General features: G+C 40.6%; 20 protein-coding genes. 7 read left to right on the forward strand and 13 right to left on the reverse strand.

The genetic code is table 11. The annotated features are described in order from the left end of the window. The first annotated feature begins 132 nt into the window (after positions 1-132). Entirely contained in the window at positions 133-999 is an 867-nt protein-coding gene (locus tag ALE3EI_RS07730; protein ID WP_186987712.1) for a DUF4349 domain-containing protein, read from the forward strand. A gap of 59 nt (positions 1,000-1,058) precedes the next feature. Here the strand turns inward: ALE3EI_RS07730 and ALE3EI_RS07735 are convergent, their stop codons facing one another. Continuing rightward, positions 1,059-1,601 carry a nuclear transport factor 2 family protein gene (locus ALE3EI_RS07735; protein ID WP_186987713.1) on the reverse strand — a complete coding sequence of 181 codons (543 nt, stop codon included), beginning with the start codon at positions 1,599-1,601 and terminating at the stop codon, positions 1,059-1,061. 279 nt (positions 1,602-1,880) lie between these two features. Between ALE3EI_RS07735 and ALE3EI_RS07740 the strand changes: the two genes are divergently transcribed. Next, positions 1,881-3,140 (forward strand): DEAD/DEAH box helicase, encoded by a 1,260-nt coding sequence (locus ALE3EI_RS07740; RefSeq protein WP_186987714.1) that lies wholly within the window; start codon positions 1,881-1,883, stop codon positions 3,138-3,140. A 9-nt stretch (positions 3,141-3,149) separates the two neighbouring features. Here ALE3EI_RS07740 and ALE3EI_RS07745 read toward each other — a convergent pair whose 3' ends face one another. Next, positions 3,150-3,917 (reverse strand): hypothetical protein, encoded by a 768-nt coding sequence (locus ALE3EI_RS07745; protein ID WP_186987715.1) that lies wholly within the window; start codon positions 3,915-3,917, stop codon positions 3,150-3,152. 399 nt (positions 3,918-4,316) lie between these two features. Here ALE3EI_RS07745 and ffh point away from each other — a divergent pair, with 399 nt between their 5' ends. Further along, on the forward strand, positions 4,317-5,645 hold the full coding sequence (ffh, locus tag ALE3EI_RS07750) for a signal recognition particle protein (RefSeq protein WP_186987716.1): 1,329 nt from the start codon (positions 4,317-4,319) through the stop codon (positions 5,643-5,645). A 42-nt stretch (positions 5,646-5,687) separates the two neighbouring features. Beyond that, entirely contained in the window at positions 5,688-6,569 is an 882-nt protein-coding gene (locus ALE3EI_RS07755; RefSeq protein ID WP_186987717.1) for a bifunctional 5,10-methylenetetrahydrofolate dehydrogenase/5,10-methenyltetrahydrofolate cyclohydrolase, read from the forward strand. Here the strand turns inward: ALE3EI_RS07755 and ALE3EI_RS07760 are convergent. The 10 genes from ALE3EI_RS07760 to ALE3EI_RS07805 form a co-directional block, all read right to left on the reverse strand. Continuing rightward, positions 6,566-7,009, reverse strand: coding sequence for a YkvA family protein (locus ALE3EI_RS07760; RefSeq protein WP_233279938.1), 444 nt, complete (start codon positions 7,007-7,009; stop codon positions 6,566-6,568). The two genes, ALE3EI_RS07755 and ALE3EI_RS07760, sit on opposite strands and share 4 nt — an antisense overlap. 64 nt (positions 7,010-7,073) lie before the next feature. Next, the gene (locus tag ALE3EI_RS07765) at positions 7,074-7,559 is read right to left on the reverse strand and encodes a thiol-disulfide oxidoreductase DCC family protein (protein ID WP_186987718.1); all 486 of its coding nucleotides are present in this window, start codon (positions 7,557-7,559) and stop codon (positions 7,074-7,076) included. A 3-nt stretch (positions 7,560-7,562) separates the two neighbouring features. After that, complete coding sequence (locus ALE3EI_RS07770) at positions 7,563-8,591, reverse strand: AI-2E family transporter (RefSeq protein ID WP_186987719.1); 1,029 nt, start codon at positions 8,589-8,591, stop codon at positions 7,563-7,565. A 3-nt stretch (positions 8,592-8,594) separates the two neighbouring features. After that, positions 8,595-9,017, reverse strand: coding sequence for a VOC family protein (locus ALE3EI_RS07775; RefSeq protein WP_186987720.1), 423 nt, complete (start codon positions 9,015-9,017; stop codon positions 8,595-8,597). A 35-nt stretch (positions 9,018-9,052) separates the two neighbouring features. Then, positions 9,053-9,826, reverse strand: a complete 774-nt coding sequence (locus ALE3EI_RS07780; RefSeq protein WP_186987721.1) for a hypothetical protein — start codon at positions 9,824-9,826, stop codon at positions 9,053-9,055. Then, a complete protein-coding gene (locus tag ALE3EI_RS07785) occupies positions 9,769-10,713 on the reverse strand; it encodes a YybH family protein (protein ID WP_186987722.1) in 945 nt (314 codons plus the stop codon). The genes ALE3EI_RS07780 and ALE3EI_RS07785 overlap by 58 nt, the downstream gene beginning before the upstream one ends. 75 nt (positions 10,714-10,788) lie before the next feature. Further along, a complete protein-coding gene (locus ALE3EI_RS07790) occupies positions 10,789-11,028 on the reverse strand; it encodes a DUF7218 family protein (protein WP_186987723.1) in 240 nt (79 codons plus the stop codon). Between the two features lie 30 nt (positions 11,029-11,058). Then, positions 11,059-11,259: a hypothetical protein gene (locus ALE3EI_RS07795; RefSeq protein WP_186987724.1), complete on the reverse strand. Its 201-nt coding sequence runs from the start codon at positions 11,257-11,259 to the stop codon at positions 11,059-11,061. Positions 11,260-11,362: 103 nt separating this feature from the next. After that, positions 11,363-11,926 (reverse strand): hypothetical protein, encoded by a 564-nt coding sequence (locus ALE3EI_RS07800; protein ID WP_186987725.1) that lies wholly within the window; start codon positions 11,924-11,926, stop codon positions 11,363-11,365. A 20-nt stretch (positions 11,927-11,946) separates the two neighbouring features. Continuing rightward, positions 11,947-13,482 (reverse strand): helicase HerA-like domain-containing protein, encoded by a 1,536-nt coding sequence (locus tag ALE3EI_RS07805; protein WP_186987726.1) that lies wholly within the window; start codon positions 13,480-13,482, stop codon positions 11,947-11,949. Positions 13,483-13,562: 80 nt separating this feature from the next. On the opposite strand from ALE3EI_RS07805, the gene ALE3EI_RS07810 reads away from it, so the two are divergent. Both ALE3EI_RS07810 and ALE3EI_RS07815 read left to right on the forward strand, forming a co-directional pair. Then, complete coding sequence (locus ALE3EI_RS07810; RefSeq protein WP_317172933.1) at positions 13,563-14,084, forward strand: RidA family protein; 522 nt, start codon at positions 13,563-13,565, stop codon at positions 14,082-14,084. A gap of 66 nt (positions 14,085-14,150) precedes the next feature. Beyond that, complete coding sequence (locus ALE3EI_RS07815) at positions 14,151-14,780, forward strand: 7-carboxy-7-deazaguanine synthase QueE (protein ID WP_186987727.1); 630 nt, start codon at positions 14,151-14,153, stop codon at positions 14,778-14,780. Positions 14,781-14,830: 50 nt separating this feature from the next. Here ALE3EI_RS07815 and ALE3EI_RS07820 read toward each other — a convergent pair whose 3' ends face one another. Continuing rightward, complete coding sequence (locus ALE3EI_RS07820; RefSeq protein WP_186987728.1) at positions 14,831-15,376, reverse strand: DUF2911 domain-containing protein; 546 nt, start codon at positions 15,374-15,376, stop codon at positions 14,831-14,833. A 268-nt stretch (positions 15,377-15,644) separates the two neighbouring features. Between ALE3EI_RS07820 and gyrB the strand changes: the two genes are divergently transcribed. Then, the gene (gene gyrB / locus ALE3EI_RS07825; RefSeq protein WP_186987729.1) at positions 15,645-17,585 is read left to right on the forward strand and encodes a DNA topoisomerase (ATP-hydrolyzing) subunit B; all 1,941 of its coding nucleotides are present in this window, start codon (positions 15,645-15,647) and stop codon (positions 17,583-17,585) included. The last annotated feature ends 29 nt before the right edge of the window (positions 17,586-17,614 follow it).

Genomic DNA, 17,614 nt, shown 5'->3' on the forward strand with positions numbered 1-17,614 from the left:
GAGTTATAAATTACTGATTATAAGTTTATTAAAAATTGTAAAATAATTTACAAAGGGTTTACTACCGCTTTGCAAAGCCTCCTGCCGTTGGCTGAATAAGTTTGTCTCAGTAATCCTTAAAAATATAAAATTATGAAAACAATTTCAGTTAAATCAGTATTTAAAACAATAGCCATAATTGTTATCGTCCTTTCGGTTTTTTCGTGTAACAACGGAAGTTACAGTGAAAACCTAAAAGTAGCCGATGTTGACCTTTCCGAAGACTTTGAAACCATTGAAGAAGCGGAAGAGATGGCCTCCTTTAAGCAGGATGGTACCGCCAATCTTATCGAGACTCCCGTCGATCTTAAGATCATTAAATCGGCTTCGGCGCGATATAAAGTGGCCAGTGTTACAAAGGCTACAGAGCAGATAAAGGTAATTGCCGGTCAATACGATGCCTATATCAGTGACTTGAGATTCGAGAATAATCTTTATCAAAAAGAAAACCGCTTTACGATCAAGGTTCCCAGCGATCGTTTTGATGCGATCATGGACTCTATTGGTTCGGTGGTCGAATTCGTCGAATACGAGAATATTACTACCAAAGATGTTACTGAAGAATATATCGACCTTCAAACCCGATTAAAAACCAAGCTGGAAGTAAAGGCAAGATATGAAGAAGTACTTCGGAAAAACGCGCGTACGGTGGAAGATATCTTAAACACCGAAGATAAACTTCGGGTGATACAGGAGGAGATTGAAGCTGCACAGGGTAGATTGAAATATTTAACAAGTAAAGTTTCATACAGTACCATCCAGATCGATCTTTATGAAACTGTAGAATATATAAAGGAGCCGGACAGCTACAAGAAGAGTTTTGCAGCCAAGGCCAAGAACGGACTTTCATTTGGCTGGAACATGATCGAAGCCATTGTTCTTGGGCTTATTCATATTTGGCCCATCCTATTCATCATAATCCTGTTAACGGTAATCCTTTGGCGGCGATTAAAAAAGTAAAATGGCAAAAAAAAACCTCTCGTAATATACACGAGAGGTTTTTTATCGATTTAATACGATCAATTATCTTGTTGCATTCCAACATCATTCGCCAATGTGTCTGTGGCTTTTGCTGCTTTTTGTAATTCCATGTTGGCCAGAACAAGTTCAGTCTGGTTGTAGTATCCATATTCTTTTACAATTTTACCATCCTTAAATTGCAAGGTAAGATGTACAGGCATGACGAACTTTTGATCGTTGGCAGACATAGTGCCTTCCCAAATACCCCAGTAATTTACCCAGGTCTCACCTTCATCGGTTACAACCATTTCCATATCTCCTTCATCTTTTACAAACGAATAGCTGGAATATCCCGAGGTGGATTCTTTAAAACGCTCTGCAGACTGTGTCGGACTAACGGGTTTGTCTTTGGTATTGTGATAGATCTTGGCCGTATCGGCATAGAGACTAACATACTTGTCCCAATCTGCCGCTTCATAAGCTGCGATCGCTGCTTTAACCGAATCAATTTCCGGAGAATTTTGGGTATAACGTTCAGATTGTTTTTCCTGACAAGCCACAAAGAACATTAAGATAATGCCTAATAAGGTGAATTTTTTCATAATTATTGGTTTGGTTAGTAATTGGTTTTTACCGTTTAACAACAAGTGTTACGTTACTGTAGAATTGGAGGGTCGTTGAAATTATAAAACATTGAAATACAACTTTTTAAAATTACAAATTAATTTCATAGAATATATACGTATTCTCGCGTATTTTTAATTCTGTTTTCATTTTCTCAGTTACAGCGAACCTAAGCCCCGATTATTAACTGTATCTTTGCCGTTCATAATGAAATATGACCTGAGTAATTTTCAGAATATATTTCTGAAAAACATTCTATGTCATTTAAAAACCTCGGGCTATCCGATGCCCTGTTGAAAGCGATCGACAAAAAAGGATATACTACTCCCTCCCCAATTCAGCAAAAAGCAATTCCGAAGATATTAGAACGAAAGGATATTTTAGCCTCTGCTCAAACCGGAACCGGTAAAACAGCTGGCTTTGCCCTTCCCATGCTTCAAATATTGAACAATAGTAAGCCGCTTAGTAAAAGACCGGTAAGAGCACTTATTCTAACACCTACCAGAGAACTTGCAGCTCAGGTTTACGATGACATTAGAACCTATGCTGCCTATGTAGACCTCAGATCGACCGTAATATTTGGAGGCGTTAATGCCAATCCCCAGATTAGAACGCTTCGTCAGGGGGTCGATATTCTGGTAGCCACTCCTGGTAGACTGCTCGACCTTCATAATCAAAAAGTATTCTCTCTGGCTAATGTAGAAATGTTGGTGCTGGATGAAGCCGATCGAATGCTGGATATGGGTTTTCTTAGAGATATTAAAAAAATTCTCGCCTTACTTCCAAACAGAAGACAAAACCTTTTGTTCTCTGCCACTTTTTCGAAAGAAATAAAACAACTGGCTGGCAGTTTCCTTCATCACCCCGTTTTAGTTGAAGCCACTCCGGAGAATTCTACTGCCGAAAAGGTAGAGCAGATCGTATACAGAACCGATAAATCCAAGAAAACCGATCTGGTCGTAAAACTAATTTCTGAAGGCGACTGGAAACAGGTTCTAATATTTACACGAACCAAACACGGTGCCAACCGATTGAGCCAGAAGCTAGAAAAAGCGAATATTTCTTCGTCTGCCATACACGGGAACAAGAGTCAGGGTGCCCGCACAAAAGCTCTTGCCGGATTTAAAAGTGGCAAGGTACGGGTACTTGTAGCTACCGATATTGCAGCGCGCGGACTTGATATTCCCTTATTGCCCCACGTAATTAATTACGAATTGCCTAATATTCCGGAGGATTATGTGCACCGCATTGGAAGAACCGGACGTGCAGGAGCAAGTGGTGAAGCCATATCCATAGTTAGTGTTGATGAGGATGAATATGTAAGAGCCATTGAAAAATTGCTGGGGGAACGACTACAGGAAGAAACGATCCCGGGATTTGAAGTTACCGAAACCTTAACCGAGGTGTTAGACCGTAAAGCCGAGAATAAAGCACAAAATCAACGGGGACGACAAAACAGCAATCGAAAATCTAACCCAAAGCAAAAGAAAGGCTTTCAGAAAAGAGGACGACGTTAATCTATGGACTTATTTTTTGGGAGAATAAGACAGGTCTGTTCTCATATATCCTGAAAGTGTTTCTACTTTACTAATGGTTTCCAAAAGTTCTTTGTAGATCACATCGCGTTCTTTTCCCAATAATTCTTTATTCAATTTTCTAATTCGCTCGTATTCTTCGGCGCTCGGCGCAGAAATAGCCACGAGTATAAACGGCTCGGGAGCTCCAAACCCGCTTCGGTAAACACGATAATGCTCAGGAGAACTTTTACGGCTGTATAATTCTTTAAACCGCTTAGCGATGTCCAACATCTTTTGAATGTTTTTAGGAGTGACATACCACAGTTCTAATTTTCGGAATTCCATTCCGTCTTGCATGATCTCGACTCCCGAAGGCATATACGAAAGGTTATGATCCAGATGAATTATATAATCGTTATGTGTTTCGTAACAACTGTCGAAATTATCGAATAGCTGGTTAAATTCTTGTTCGCCCATTTTATTCCGGAGTAAGGAAAATCTGTTTTGGTCGAGATCCCCCATCTTATCGATAGGAGTAATGTGAAAATACCGCAATTCGTCGGTTGAAATGGTAAACCAATTAGCCTTCTGAATATTGAATTCTGCGCATTTGTCTGCCAGAGTCGCACAATAGGCTTCATAATCGAGTACCTTTGCCGGTATTACCGGGTCTTCGTGCACCCAGAAGGTTTCTGTTTTTCCGTCCTGTGCAAATAGATTAGAAGGTATAATAAGAGGTATGGTAAATAGTATTAGAGATACAACTAAGGTTTTCATAGGATTCAGTTTAGGTTGAGAATAAAAAATTGTGCCTTTATCAAGATTATCACAGGCTATTTTGTCAAGCAGATATTCGATAGTAGCCACATTGGATACTTGTGACACCTCACTCCGTTGCAGGCATGTCTTTTATAATGCATTCCCACATAGAAAACTTCCTATTAAAGATACGGAAAGTTTTTTAATGTCTGTTTTTTGTTAATTGTTCTCTTAAAACTGAATTTGCTAACCCAATTTATTAGCAGATCATCTTTGGGATAAGAATATATATGAATGCTGTATTCTTAAAATTAAACTGGAACCGAATCTTTGTAACTCAGCGCTCAATTAGTATCTTTGCGCACGCAAACTGAAGCCTTAAAATAAGGTGTCGTTTAGAATAAATTACCATAAGATATGTTCGATAGTTTAAGTGATAAGTTAGATAAAGCATTACATGTCCTCAAAGGACATGGAAGTATTACCGAGGTTAACGTAGCCGAAACACTTAAGGAAGTTCGTCGCGCCCTCCTTGATGCCGACGTCAATTTTAAAATTGCCAAAGAGTTTACGAATACAGTTAAGGAAAAGGCACTGGGGCAAAATGTACTTACAACCTTACAACCCGGACAGTTGATGGTCAAGCTTGTAAAGGATGAATTGACCGAGCTTATGGGTGGTGATGCCGAAGGCTTAAACCTCAGTGGTAACCCAAGTATTATTTTGATGTCCGGATTACAAGGTAGTGGTAAAACTACTTTTTCCGGGAAACTTGCAAACTTCTTAAAGACAAAAAAATCTAAAAAGCCACTTTTGGTAGCCTGTGATGTCTATCGTCCCGCCGCGATCAATCAGTTACATGTGGTCGGGGATCAGGTAGGGGTTGAGGTGTATAGCGAAGAAGGCAATATGAATCCGGTAGAGATCGCACAGAATGCGATCGCCCACGCCAAGCAAAATGGCCACAATGTGATCATCGTGGATACCGCCGGTCGATTGGCAGTTGATGAGGAAATGATGACCGAGATCGCCAATGTTCACAAAGCTATCGATCCGCAGGAAACCCTGTTTGTGGTAGATGCCATGACAGGGCAGGATGCTGTAAATACCGCCAAAGCATTTAATGACAGACTAAACTTTGAGGGCGTAGTGCTTACCAAACTCGATGGAGATACCCGGGGAGGAGCAGCCATTTCTATTAAAAGTGTGGTTAATAAGCCAATCAAATTTATCGGTACCGGGGAGAAGATGGATGCCATCGATGTGTTTTATCCTTCCAGGATGGCCGACAGGATCCTTGGGATGGGAGATGTGGTATCGTTGGTAGAACGAGCGCAGGAACAATTTGATGAGGAAGAAGCGAGAAAACTTCAGAAAAAAATTGCAAAGAACCAATTTGGTTTCGATGATTTCATAAAGCAGATCCAGCAAGTAAAGAAAATGGGAAGTATGAAGGACCTTGTGGGGATGATCCCGGGAGCCGGAAAAGCAATGAAAGATGTCGATATTGACGACGATGCCTTTAAACATATTGAAGCCATTATACACAGTATGACTCCCGATGAGCGTTCTACACCTGCGGTAATAAACGGAAGCAGAAAGAAAAGGATCGCTAAAGGAAGCGGAACCTCTGTGCAACAGGTAAATCAGTTATTGAAGCAATTTGATCAGATGAGTAAGATGATGAAGATGATGCAGGGTGGCGGTGGCCGTAAGATGATGCAAATGATGGGGAAGATGAAATAATTCATACGAATTGTTGATAAGAAAACACAATATCAAACGAACATGACAATACTAGACGGTAAGAAAGTAAGTAACGATATTAAAGATGAGATCGCAGCCGAGGTTTCTAAAATGAAGGCTAATGGAGAAAAAGTACCACATCTTGCCGCAGTGATCGTAGGAGACGATGGAGCCAGTCTAACCTATGTTGGAAGTAAAGTAAGAGCCTGTGAGCGTGTAGGCTTCGAATCGACCATGGTTCGATTACCCAATACCACCAGCGAAGTGGAATTGTTGGATAAGATTGAAGAACTAAATACTAACGACGATATCGACGGATTTATAATTCAATTGCCCTTACCCGATCAAATCGATACTCAGAAAGTATTAATGGCGGTCGACCCGAGTAAGGACGTTGATGGCTTTCATCCGGAAAATTTTGGAAAAATGGCGCTGGATATGACGACTTTTATCCCTGCTACACCTTTTGGGATCCTCGAATTACTGGAGCGCTATAAGGTGGATACCAAAGGAAAACATACAGTGGTCATTGGCCGAAGTCACATTGTTGGTCGACCTATGAGTATCTTAATGAGTCGCAAGGGCTGGCCGGGGAACAGTACTGTAACCCTTACGCACAGTAATACCAAAAATATTGCTCAAATAACTACTCAGGCCGACATCGTTATTTCTGCTTTGGGGGTTCCTAATTTTCTGAAGGCTGAAATGGTTCGTGATGACGCTGTGATCATCGATGTGGGAATAACCCGTGTAGTAGATAAAAGTCACCCTAAAGGCTATGTTATTACCGGGGATGTGGATTTTGAAAATGTGAGTAAAAAAGCATCCTTTATCACGCCGGTACCGGGGGGTGTAGGTCCTATGACGATCGCAATGTTACTGAAGAATACGCTATTGGCAAGAGAGCAAAGACGAAACCGTTAAGCCTGTTTAGAACCTTGATCCAACTTCCAATCGATGTAACTGTGAAGGTCACTTTCTATCCATCCAATACCGATTGAAAGTACTGCAACATCATCCAGATATCCTAAACCTGGTATAAAATCGGGTACGAGATCCAACGGATTTAAAACATACAATAGGGCCATTACGATCGTTGCTATAGTAAACCATGGAACTCTCTTATATTCTCCACGTTTTATATCCTTGACCATGGCGATCATTAACTTACCAATGTCCAGATATTTCCCAAAGGAATTAGACCGACTCAATTTTTTGGTGATCTCTTCTTCATTTTTCAACAAGATCTCGACATCACCCTCTTCAATTTCGGTTACCTGATCTTCTACATAGTCCCGATCTACCTCGACGGTTTTCTTATCGGTGTTAACACGCATTCTTTTGAAAATTCCTTTTAAAGACATAATAGATTGTTATTTATAACTTTAAAGATAAGGCTTCAGAATCGGATTTTATTTTAAAAGTTTGTTATAAAAAACGTATCAAACTATAAATTATAGCCAAAAATAAGAGTAGATACAGAAACCAGTACGGTTTTAAGTTTTCCGGATTCCTTCCGAAGGAAAGAATAGTAAGCTTATAAAAAAAAGACCTGTGCTTTGCTATGACAATATACATCTGGTCACTTAACCAGGTAAACCAACTATACCTTAAATACCACTTGTGATAGGGCAAATGGTTTTTTGTGCTGTAAACAAGACTTCGATAAGCCGAATCGGGACCACTATAAACTCTGCCGTCGGGTTCTACGAGCCTGGATGCTTTCTTAAACTCATTTATAGGAATATCGACAAAGATCTCCGCGGTTTCCTGATATGTTCTGAACTCTATTTTACCTACTGTAAGATACTTCCAGTGGTGCACCCAATACGCACAGAATCCACAATTACCATCCCAGACCAAAATCGGTTTATTTCCGAAGGCATATTCTGTTCGTTTAATTTTGGTAAACATAGCTTAAAGCCTTTCTTCGCCTTCTACTTTCTTTCCGTATTCTTCACGGTAAATACGAGCCAGAATGATAAACATACTAATAAGCAAAGGTCCAAAGATCAACCCTATGAATCCAAAAAGAGGTACACCTATAATAACACCAATTAAGGTGATTAGTGGGTGCACATTGTCTAATTTTTTAAGAACGTACAGCCGGATAATATTGTCGGTAGAACCAACGACAACGATACCGTAGATTAGAATCCCCCACGCCTGAAAAGTACTGCCGGAAGAAAGCGTTAATAAAAATACCGGGATAATACCCACAAAAGTTCCCACAAAGGGAATCATAGAGCCGATCACAACAACGACAAACCAAAAGAAAGGGTCTTCTATGCCAAAAATAAAAAAACCAATGATCGCTACTATTCCTTGAGCGATGGCCACCAAGGGAATACCCAGTGCATTGGAACGTACCATTGCTTGAGCGTCTTTACCTATGGCTTTTAAATTGTTCTTATTAATAGGAATATATTCAAACAAAGATTCCCGCAACTGTCGCCGGTTGGTGAACATATAAAATAGCATAAAATACATCACACCAATTGCGACAAGAATATTAAAGGTGCCACCTGCCAGATTCTGCAAATTTTCGGAGATCCAACCTGAAATAGCCGAAGTATCGATCTGCGAGTTCAAATCATAACCCACCATAGCTTCCCATTTTGCCAATTGATCCTTAAAGGCACCAATAACACGTTCAGAATTATTTACTGCATTACTAATTTTATTGCCAAGCATGAAAACAATTCCGGCAACCGGGACCAGAATAAGTATAAAAGACAAGAACATTAGAAGCGCTGCCGCGAGATCAGGATTCCACCCGCGTCGAACCAATCTAACCATCCATTTTCGAAGTAACACATAAATAGTAATGGCACCCAAAACTCCCGAAAGATAGGGAAGCATCTCCCTGAAAATAAGGCTGCCCATAAGCACAATGATGAGCAGTACAAAAATTTGACGAATAATATTGGGATGTATGGTTTTCATGAATTATTTGGCAAAGAGTTGATCCATATTCTTAAAGGCTTTAAATTCCAGTGCATTTCCTGAAGGATCCTTGAAGAACATAGTCGCTTGTTCTCCTGTTAATCCCTGAAACCTGATATAGGGTTCTATGATAAATGTAACATTTTTTTCTTTCAATCGTGCTGAAAGTAAATCAAATTGAGCCATACTTAAAACAACACCAAAATGAGGAATAGGAACTTCTTTCCCATCAACCGGATTATGAACGGTCTCTTCCGAATCTCCTGCTTTGTAATGAATCACTAACTGATGGCCAAAAAAATTAAAATCCACCCACTGGTCGCTACTACGTCCTTCTGAACAGCCAAGGATTTCTCTATAGAAAGTCCGATTTAATTCTAGGTCGGTAACTGGAATTGCAAGATGGAAAGGGGTTAAGGTGCTCATGAATTTTATGTTCGTTATTCTGAAAACTAATTTTATTAAGAATTGGCTGCATTTAATGCTTTTATAAATTCCTCAGTGTTGCGTTTAAGGGTTTGAATGCTGCTTTCATCTGTATAATCCATATAATGGGCTACAAAGATCAAACGTTTTTTAATTAGTACGCTTCCCATGGTAAAAGCCATTAAATGATTGGATTGCTCACCCGATAGCCGCATTAGTGCTACCATAATTGAAGCATCCCCGGAAAGTGTATATTTTTCCAGTAGTACCGGTTCCGAAATGTTTATTTGATGCTTACTGAAATTTTTATCCTTGTTTAATTCCTCTGCCGTCATATCTAAAAACCCTGAGGTCATCAGGGCCATGACGTCCTTGAGCATTTTTCTGTCGGCCTCTACTCCCAATACCTTTTTTGAAGCGTAAACCTTGTAATAATTGTCGAAACTAAAGTGACCGAGACTGTCTACTCGTTCAAATGTCCTGTCGCTGAGGTAGTATCCCAAAAGCACATTTTCGGGATCTTCAAATTTTGCCAGATGACGTTGCACTTTGGGATGGGTGTGACACTCTGTTTGCCCCTCAATGTGAGGCAGACATAGCGTTATATTACCGAAATCCGACTTGGTATTACAATCGGTTATGGGCAAATTCGCGTTCTCCTGAATGGTGAGTTTTTCTTTTTCTGAAGGATTTCTGCAACCGACAACTATCATAAATAAACTTAAGATAATAAACAATTGTTTATCCATAACTATAACGTATTCCAGATATCTAAATACATTTTCCAGTCTCCATCTTCTTTGCGCCAAACGATTACATATTTTCCTTTAAATGGGGTCTCGATACCTTCTTTATTTTTAGTAGAGCCTTCATAGTATCCAAAATCATAGGCATAATTATTTATGATCTTTATTTCTGAAGGCGTAATTTTATGGCTTACCGGAATAACATTGTCTGAAAACTTCCAACGTTCTGCTATGGCTTCTCTTCCCGATATGATCATGGAGTTGTTAGGAAAAATATGTGCGTCCTTAGTATACATATTTGCTATGGCGAGATGGTCGCCTCGGCGAAACGCTCTTGAAAAGGCTTGGGTATTCTTCTGGATAACAATCTCCTCGGCAGATTTCTCACTACGTTTACTACAATCTATTTTCCAGGTAGGATAAACGATTTTCTCTGTTGGATCTACCCATTCACCTATCCAATTAAATCCATTGTCGCTGATATTTTTAAAGGTAAGCCTGAATTTTCCGTCCATACCGTTGGGTGCTTTTTGATCCCGATATAAAACAATACTGTCTCCACGTTTCGCACCTTCCCAAGTGGGTAATGTCGTGCTGGGCGTTGTGTTTGAATACCAATGTACATACCATTTGCTACTATCTGCAATAAATTGGCGAATACTCCCCGAATGACTTCCGTCTTCTTTTAAAGTCTCATCCTGAACGGCCATCCCGTTCATGATGTATTTGAAGGTCCATTCCATTTTTTGAGGTTCAGCCCAGTCCCCGTCCGGCTTTCTCGCAGTGGACAGGCAATCACAGGTTCCTATCATAGGTGCAAAATCACCCATTTCCTTTGGTGCTTCAGGGTTGAGCTTCCCGTAAGGATGTGAAGCGGTTTGGTCGTATTCATACGGATTTTGTGCCAGTGCCATTAACGGAAGAAAAATGAATAGTAGTAATGATCTCATAAGCTAAATTTTTTAAAGTTTTAAATTACTACTATTCCTGAAATAAAAAAAGCCTTCCTAGAGGAAGGCTTTTTATTAATTGTTTCTAAGTGAATCAATTAATTGTTTTTTGTTCATTGTTGAACGTCCTTTAATTTCAAGTTTCTTGGCTTGTTGGTAAAGTTCTGCTTTAGTACGTTCTTCGTAGGGTTTTGCTTTTCCTCCTTTTTTTCCGGCATTGGGAGTATTTGCAATTCGTGCAGATTTCTGCTTACTGTATCCTTGTTCCCGCAAAGCTTCGTACTGTTCTTCGTTTTTAATTCTTGGATCCGGCATAGCGTTGAGTTTTAATAATTATGTCTATAATTACTTATTCTCGGCATCTATAGTATCGGTGTCTTTTCGATATTTCAATAATCCGATCCCTGCAAAGAAGAATACGACACCTAAAATAATTAAAGCCCAAGGGCTTAAACCTACATTGGCACTTCCAAATGCACCTAGAACTCCCATTACTAAAGAGATTCCACCGCCTATAGTTAAAATAAAACCTAAGATCTTGATCATAATTTCTAAATTTTGAATGGTTAATGATTAAAATTAAGGTTTAGGACAGGGGATACACTGTCTCTTAACAAAACATTGATACAGTTTTCAGAAAAATTTATCACTATTCAGGTCGATCCCAGCCTATCATAAAGTATTTGAAAGTTGCTTCATCCGGAATCATACTGGCATCTATCTTTACTCTTGGATCATAGCGAAGGTTTTCGGGCAATTGTTTTTTGTCTATGGTAAGGTAAATGTCGCTGTCCTTCAGGAACACGACCACATTGTGAATAGCAGACTCGATGTTGTTAACAGTATAATTTGCCTTTACATCTTTAAATGTACTTCCTCTGTGCAAGCCTTTTTCCGTTTTATAGCGATCGTCAAAAACCTGAATGTTGGTAATTACTGAATTCGGATCGCTTTCGTCTTCAGGAGAAACCAGTAACAACTGCTTTCCGTCCTTGTCGTAAATCATCACTTCTCCCTGAGTACCAAGCGCTTTTTCAATGGGGTTTAGCTTTACAATAGAATCATTGGCGAACAGACTGTCTATCTGTTTCATTTGAACTTCCTTCGTCAATGGTCCAACAGTTCCGTTGCCAATAACAAAAGGATCGTTTTCTTCTCCGCATTGCACAAACAATAAGGTGGCAATCACGGCAAATAAAAGGGTGTTTTTCATAGAATATTTTATTGATATGTTTATCGTAACATTTTAGTTAATATCCCCAGTACGCTTCTAATTACGGTAGGACTGGTGAGTGTTTTTACAAATGGATTTTGGGTGGATCGCCTGCGTCTGCTGCTGGTCGATCTTCGAGAGGTAGCTTCGCGCATTTCTTCTTTTTCACGCTTGGCTTTTTCCTTGGCTTCCTCTTTTTCGGCTGTTTCTATCTTTTCATTTAATAATTCATAGGCACTTTCTCTGTCAATTTCTTCATTATATCGCGGAATTAATTTTGATTCCTCAATCAAATCTTTTAGTTCATGATCTTCCAGAATATCCATCCTGCTCATGGGCGCCCGAAGCATGGTTGCAGCCAACGGTGTTGGAATTCCTTTTTCGTTTAACGCAGTCACGAGAGCTTCCCCAATCCCTAAGGAGGTGAGCACTTCATCGGTTTTGTAATAGTCGGATAACGGATAATTTTCTGCGGTTAACTTTATTGCCTTCCGGTCTTTGGCTGTAAATGCTCTTAATGCGTGCTGTACTTTTAAGCCTAACTGACTCAACACAGCATCCGGTACGTCGGTAGGATTTTGAGTCACAAAATAAAGTCCAACTCCCTTAGAGCGAATCAGTTTTACGATACTTTCTATTTGGTCTAACAAGGCATCGCTGGCTTCTTTAAAGATCAAATGTGCTTCATCGATAAAGATAACCAGTTCTGGTTGTCCGCTGTCGCCCTGCTCCGGAAATGTCGAATAGATCTCTGCCAGCAACGAAAGCATAAAGGTAGAGAATAGTTTAGGCCGATCCTGAATATCGGTGAGACGAACGATATTAATATATCCCATACCATTTTCATCTACCCGCAACAGATCGGCAGTATCAAAGGATTTTTCTCCGAAGAATTTATCACCTCCCTGCTGTTCGAGCTCAACAACTTTTCTGAGTATAGCCCCGGTGGAAGCAGGGGAGATGCGCCCGTAGTCTTTCGAAAGCTCCTCTTTTCCTTCCCCGGTAGCATATTGAAGCACTTTCTTAAAATCCTTAAGATCGAGCAGCGGCAGTTTATTATCGTCACAGTATTTAAAGATCACCGAAATGATACCCGACTGGGTCTCACTTACATCTAGGATCCTTGAGAGTAGTACAGGGCCGAATTCACTCACCGTTGCCCGCAAACGAACCCCTTTTTGTTCCGATAAAGAAAGGATCTCTACTGGAAACTTTTTAGCTTCAAACGGGAAGCCAATCTTTTCGTGTCGTTCGTCAATCTTAGGATGTCCCGGGCTGGGTTGTGCAATTCCACTAAGGTCACCTTTCATATCCATTAATAATACTGGAATTCCTTTGTTAGAAAGATTTTCGGCCAATATCTGCAGCGTTTTTGTCTTTCCGGTTCCTGTGGCCCCGGCTATTAGTCCGTGACGGTTCAACGTTTTTAACGGTACCTTTACCAACGCATTGGTGATGGTCTCCCCATCCAGCATTGCTGCTCCCAAGGTAATGGAGTCTCCTTTGAAGGTGTTTCCGTTCTGGATATAATCAAAAAAAGCCTGCGAATCTGCCATCTTTAAATTTTTGATAAAAATAGTAATAGTATTGTTGCTATTGAAATAATACGTAATTTAAAATACTAATTCGTAAAGCAATGAAGTTATTTATCCCGGTTTGGATTTTGAGTACTTTATTCTTCGGAATGGCGGGGTGCACAGATCAAAAAAATAGAAACGAAAAATCGATGGTTTCAGAAAATGAGCAGAATGTTAAACCCGATACCCTTGTTTTTTATGACTCTCATGAACCTGAAAAACAAGATCTTCCTTTTAGCGATGTTGTGCAAGTAGGAAATCTTTATTTTCTATCGGGCCAAATAGGAATGGACCACGGTACTCGCAAATTGGTTTCAGGAGGTATTACTGCGGAAACGGTTCAGACGCTCGAAAATATTAAGGCAGTGCTTGAACATCATAACCTTAGGCTTACCCAAGTAGTAAAAGTGATGGTGATCCTCGATGATATCGATGATTTTTCAGCATTTAATGAAGTCTATATAACTTACTTTCCGCAGAAACCCGCGAGAACTACCTTCGCAGCTGAAGCCCTTGCCAAAGGCGCCAAAATTGAAATTGAGGTCGTGGCCGCAGCGAATACGTCCTCAGAAAATAACTGAAATTACATTTGAGTTTTTTAGGAATTTGCCACCCTTAGGTCTGTTAAATACGCTATTTTTGCAGCTATGTTAGAGCAAACTCAATTATTGGTCGACAAAGGTGAAATGCTTCCGTTGATGGAAGAATTTTATACCATTCAAGGGGAGGGATTTCACAAAGGCACGGCAGCTTATTTTATACGAATAGGAGGTTGCGATGTTGGCTGCCATTGGTGTGATGTGAAAGAAAGCTGGAATGCTGCCTTACACCCGCCTACACGGACTGAAGCCATAGTGAAAAATGCAGCTGCATATTCGAATACAGTGGTAGTTACGGGAGGAGAGCCGCTCACCTGGGATATGGGGCCTTTAACGGCTCAGTTAAAAGCAAAGGGTTTACAAGTACATATTGAAACCTCCGGAGCATATTCCCTTACAGGAGCGTGGGACTGGATTTGTCTTTCTCCAAAGAAAGTCAAACTTCCCACCGAAGAAATTTACAAAGTTGCCAATGAGCTTAAGGTTATCGTCTATAACAATGACGATCTTCGTTTTGCCGAAGAACAGGCAGCCAAGGTTAACAGCGAATGTATTCTTTATCTGCAACCGGAATGGAGTAAACGTGAAAAGGTTATTCCTGTCATTGTCGATTACGTGATGAAACACCCAAAATGGAAAGTTTCGCTGCAAACGCACAAATATCTCAATATTCCATAAAAAAACCCGAAATTAAATCCGGGTCTCTTACCATATTATTTTAATTCGGTTTAGATCGATTTAAAGGGTATTTCCACGTAGGTAGAGTCCCAGCCGATCATTAGGGTCATTCCGTCACTTTCGGGGCGAAAAACCATAGATAATGACTCTGTAGGTGCAGGTGCGTCCTTAGCAGGCACATCAATTCTCGCCACATCTTTTTCTTTCTTATAGCTATAAGCGCCCCACACATTGGTGTCGCTGTTAATGATAATAGTCCAAGAATCTTCATTGGGAATGGTGTACAGCGTATATGTTCCGGCATCAAGCCTGGCCTTTCCAAACATCATGGGTTTATACAGTGTAAGCTCTGTGGCTTCATTGGCGCCGGTTCGCCAAACCTCTCCGTATGGAACTAGGTTTCCGAAGATCTTACGATCTTTCTTCAGAGGGCGGCTGTATATGACACGTGCTACTGGCTGACTGTTCCTATCGGCTTTTGCAAGAGCAAGGTCCATAGGACTCGCGTCCATCTTAGGAAAAGATTGAGCTTGAACTTCTTGTGTAGAAAATAAGGTCGCTGCAACGATCGCAAAGGCGAAAGCAAAATTTTTCATAGTAGTTTTTTTAAGTCTTTAAAGATACCTTTTGAACGTACAAAAAGCTCTAAAATTATGTGAAAATTTAAAGAATGAATTCGAGAGTTCTGTCGTAGTTTTTTCGAGCAACTTACCAAAGGGATCAGAAAATGTAAATCAAGTCTATTTTTTCACAAAAATTTGTTAATAACTTAGCGCATTAAACAAGCCGAATGCCTATATTTTATTGGGGGTTTTGTTATATTTGTTCGTTACCAAAAAATCGAGATTAACAAGCTAAATTTATATGAGCGAAGAACAGAAAAAAGGCAGTTACGGAGCCGATAGTATTCAGGCATTAGAAGGGATGGAACACGTGCGTATGCGCCCGTCCATGTATATAGGAGATGTAGGTGTTCGCGGACTACATCATTTGGTGTATGAAGTGGTGGATAATTCCATCGATGAGGCCATGGGAGGCCATTGTGATACGATCGATGTATGGATCAATGAAGACAACTCAGTTTCAGTAAAAGATAACGGTCGGGGTATTCCGGTCGATATGCATAAAAAAGAAGGCGTTTCGGCATTAGAGGTGGTAATGACCAAGATTGGTGCCGGAGGTAAATTCGATAAGGACTCTTATAAAGTTTCTGGTGGTTTACACGGAGTAGGAGTTTCGGTGGTAAATGCACTTTCTGAAAACCTGAAGGCCACTGTGCATCGCGATGGGAAGATATGGGAACAGGAATACGAGCGTGGTAAATCTATGTATCCTGTAAAGGCGGTAGGAGAGACCGATTACAGAGGAACCATCGTTACGTTTAAACCCGATAGTCAGATTTTTCAGCAATCGCTAGAATACAATTACGACACTTTAGCAAGCAGGTTAAGAGAACTTTCTTTTCTGAATAAGGGGATTACTATTACACTAACCGACAAGCGCCATACAGAAGAGAATGGTGATTTTGTAACCGAAACGTTTCACAGTGATGAAGGACTAAAGGAATTTATTCGCTTCCTCGATGGGAATCGGGAACCGCTTATTTCTGATGTCATCTCCATGGAAGGCGAAAAGAATGATATTCCGGTAGAAGTGGCTATGGTATACAACACTTCCTTTAATGAAAATCTGCATTCGTACGTAAACAATATCAATACACATGAGGGAGGTACCCACCTTTCGGGATTCAGAAGAGGTTTAACAACCACCCTTAAAAAATATGCCGATGCTTCGGGAATGCTCGACAAACTGAAATTTGAAATTTCAGGAGATGATTTCCGTGAAGGATTAACCGCTATTATTTCAGTAAAAGTCGCAGAGCCTCAGTTTGAAGGACAAACTAAAACCAAATTAGGAAACCGGGAAGTGACTTCGGCGGTGAGTCAGGCCGTTTCCGAGATGCTTGAAAATTATCTCGAAGAACATCCAAACGATGCCAAAACCATAGTCCAAAAAGTAATTCTGGCGGCTCAAGCGAGACACGCAGCTCGAAAAGCACGGGAAATGGTGCAGCGAAAGACGGTTATGAGTGGCGGCGGACTGCCCGGAAAGCTTTCCGATTGCTCCGAACAGGATCCTGAAAAATGCGAAGTATTCCTCGTGGAGGGAGACTCGGCAGGTGGAACGGCCAAGCAGGGTCGTGACCGAAACTTTCAGGCCATCTTACCGCTTCGTGGAAAGATCCTCAACGTGGAAAAAGCCATGCAGCACAAGGTTTTTGAAAATGAAGAAATAAGAAACATATTTACAGCACTTGGCGTTACCATAGGTACCGAAGAGGACAGCAAAGCCCTTAACCTCGAAAAATTACGCTATCACAAAGTAGTGATCATGTGTGATGCCGATGTGGATGGTAGCCATATCTCAACGCTTATTCTAACCTTCTTTTTCCGATATATGAAAGAGCTGGTTGAAGCAGGTTATGTTTATATCGCTACACCGCCCTTATACCTCGTAAAAAAGGGTCAAAAGAAAGAATATGCGTGGAGTGATAAACAGAGAGACGAGCTCAATGAGCAGTTTGGAGGGAGTGCCAGCATACAGCGATATAAAGGTCTGGGGGAGATGAACGCCGAACAGCTTTGGGAAACCACCATGAAACCCGACAACCGTACATTGCGACAGGTCACCATAGACAACGGAACTGAAGCAGACCGTGTGTTTTCTATGTTGATGGGAGATGAGGTTCCGCCGCGTCGGGAATTCATCGAGAAAAACGCCGTGTATGCCAATATTGATGCATAATATAAAGCGTTAAACTTTCATTAAAGACC

The organism is Constantimarinum furrinae, from assembly GCF_014295415.1.
Lineage (GTDB): Bacteria > Bacteroidota > Bacteroidia > Flavobacteriales > Flavobacteriaceae > Constantimarinum > Constantimarinum furrinae.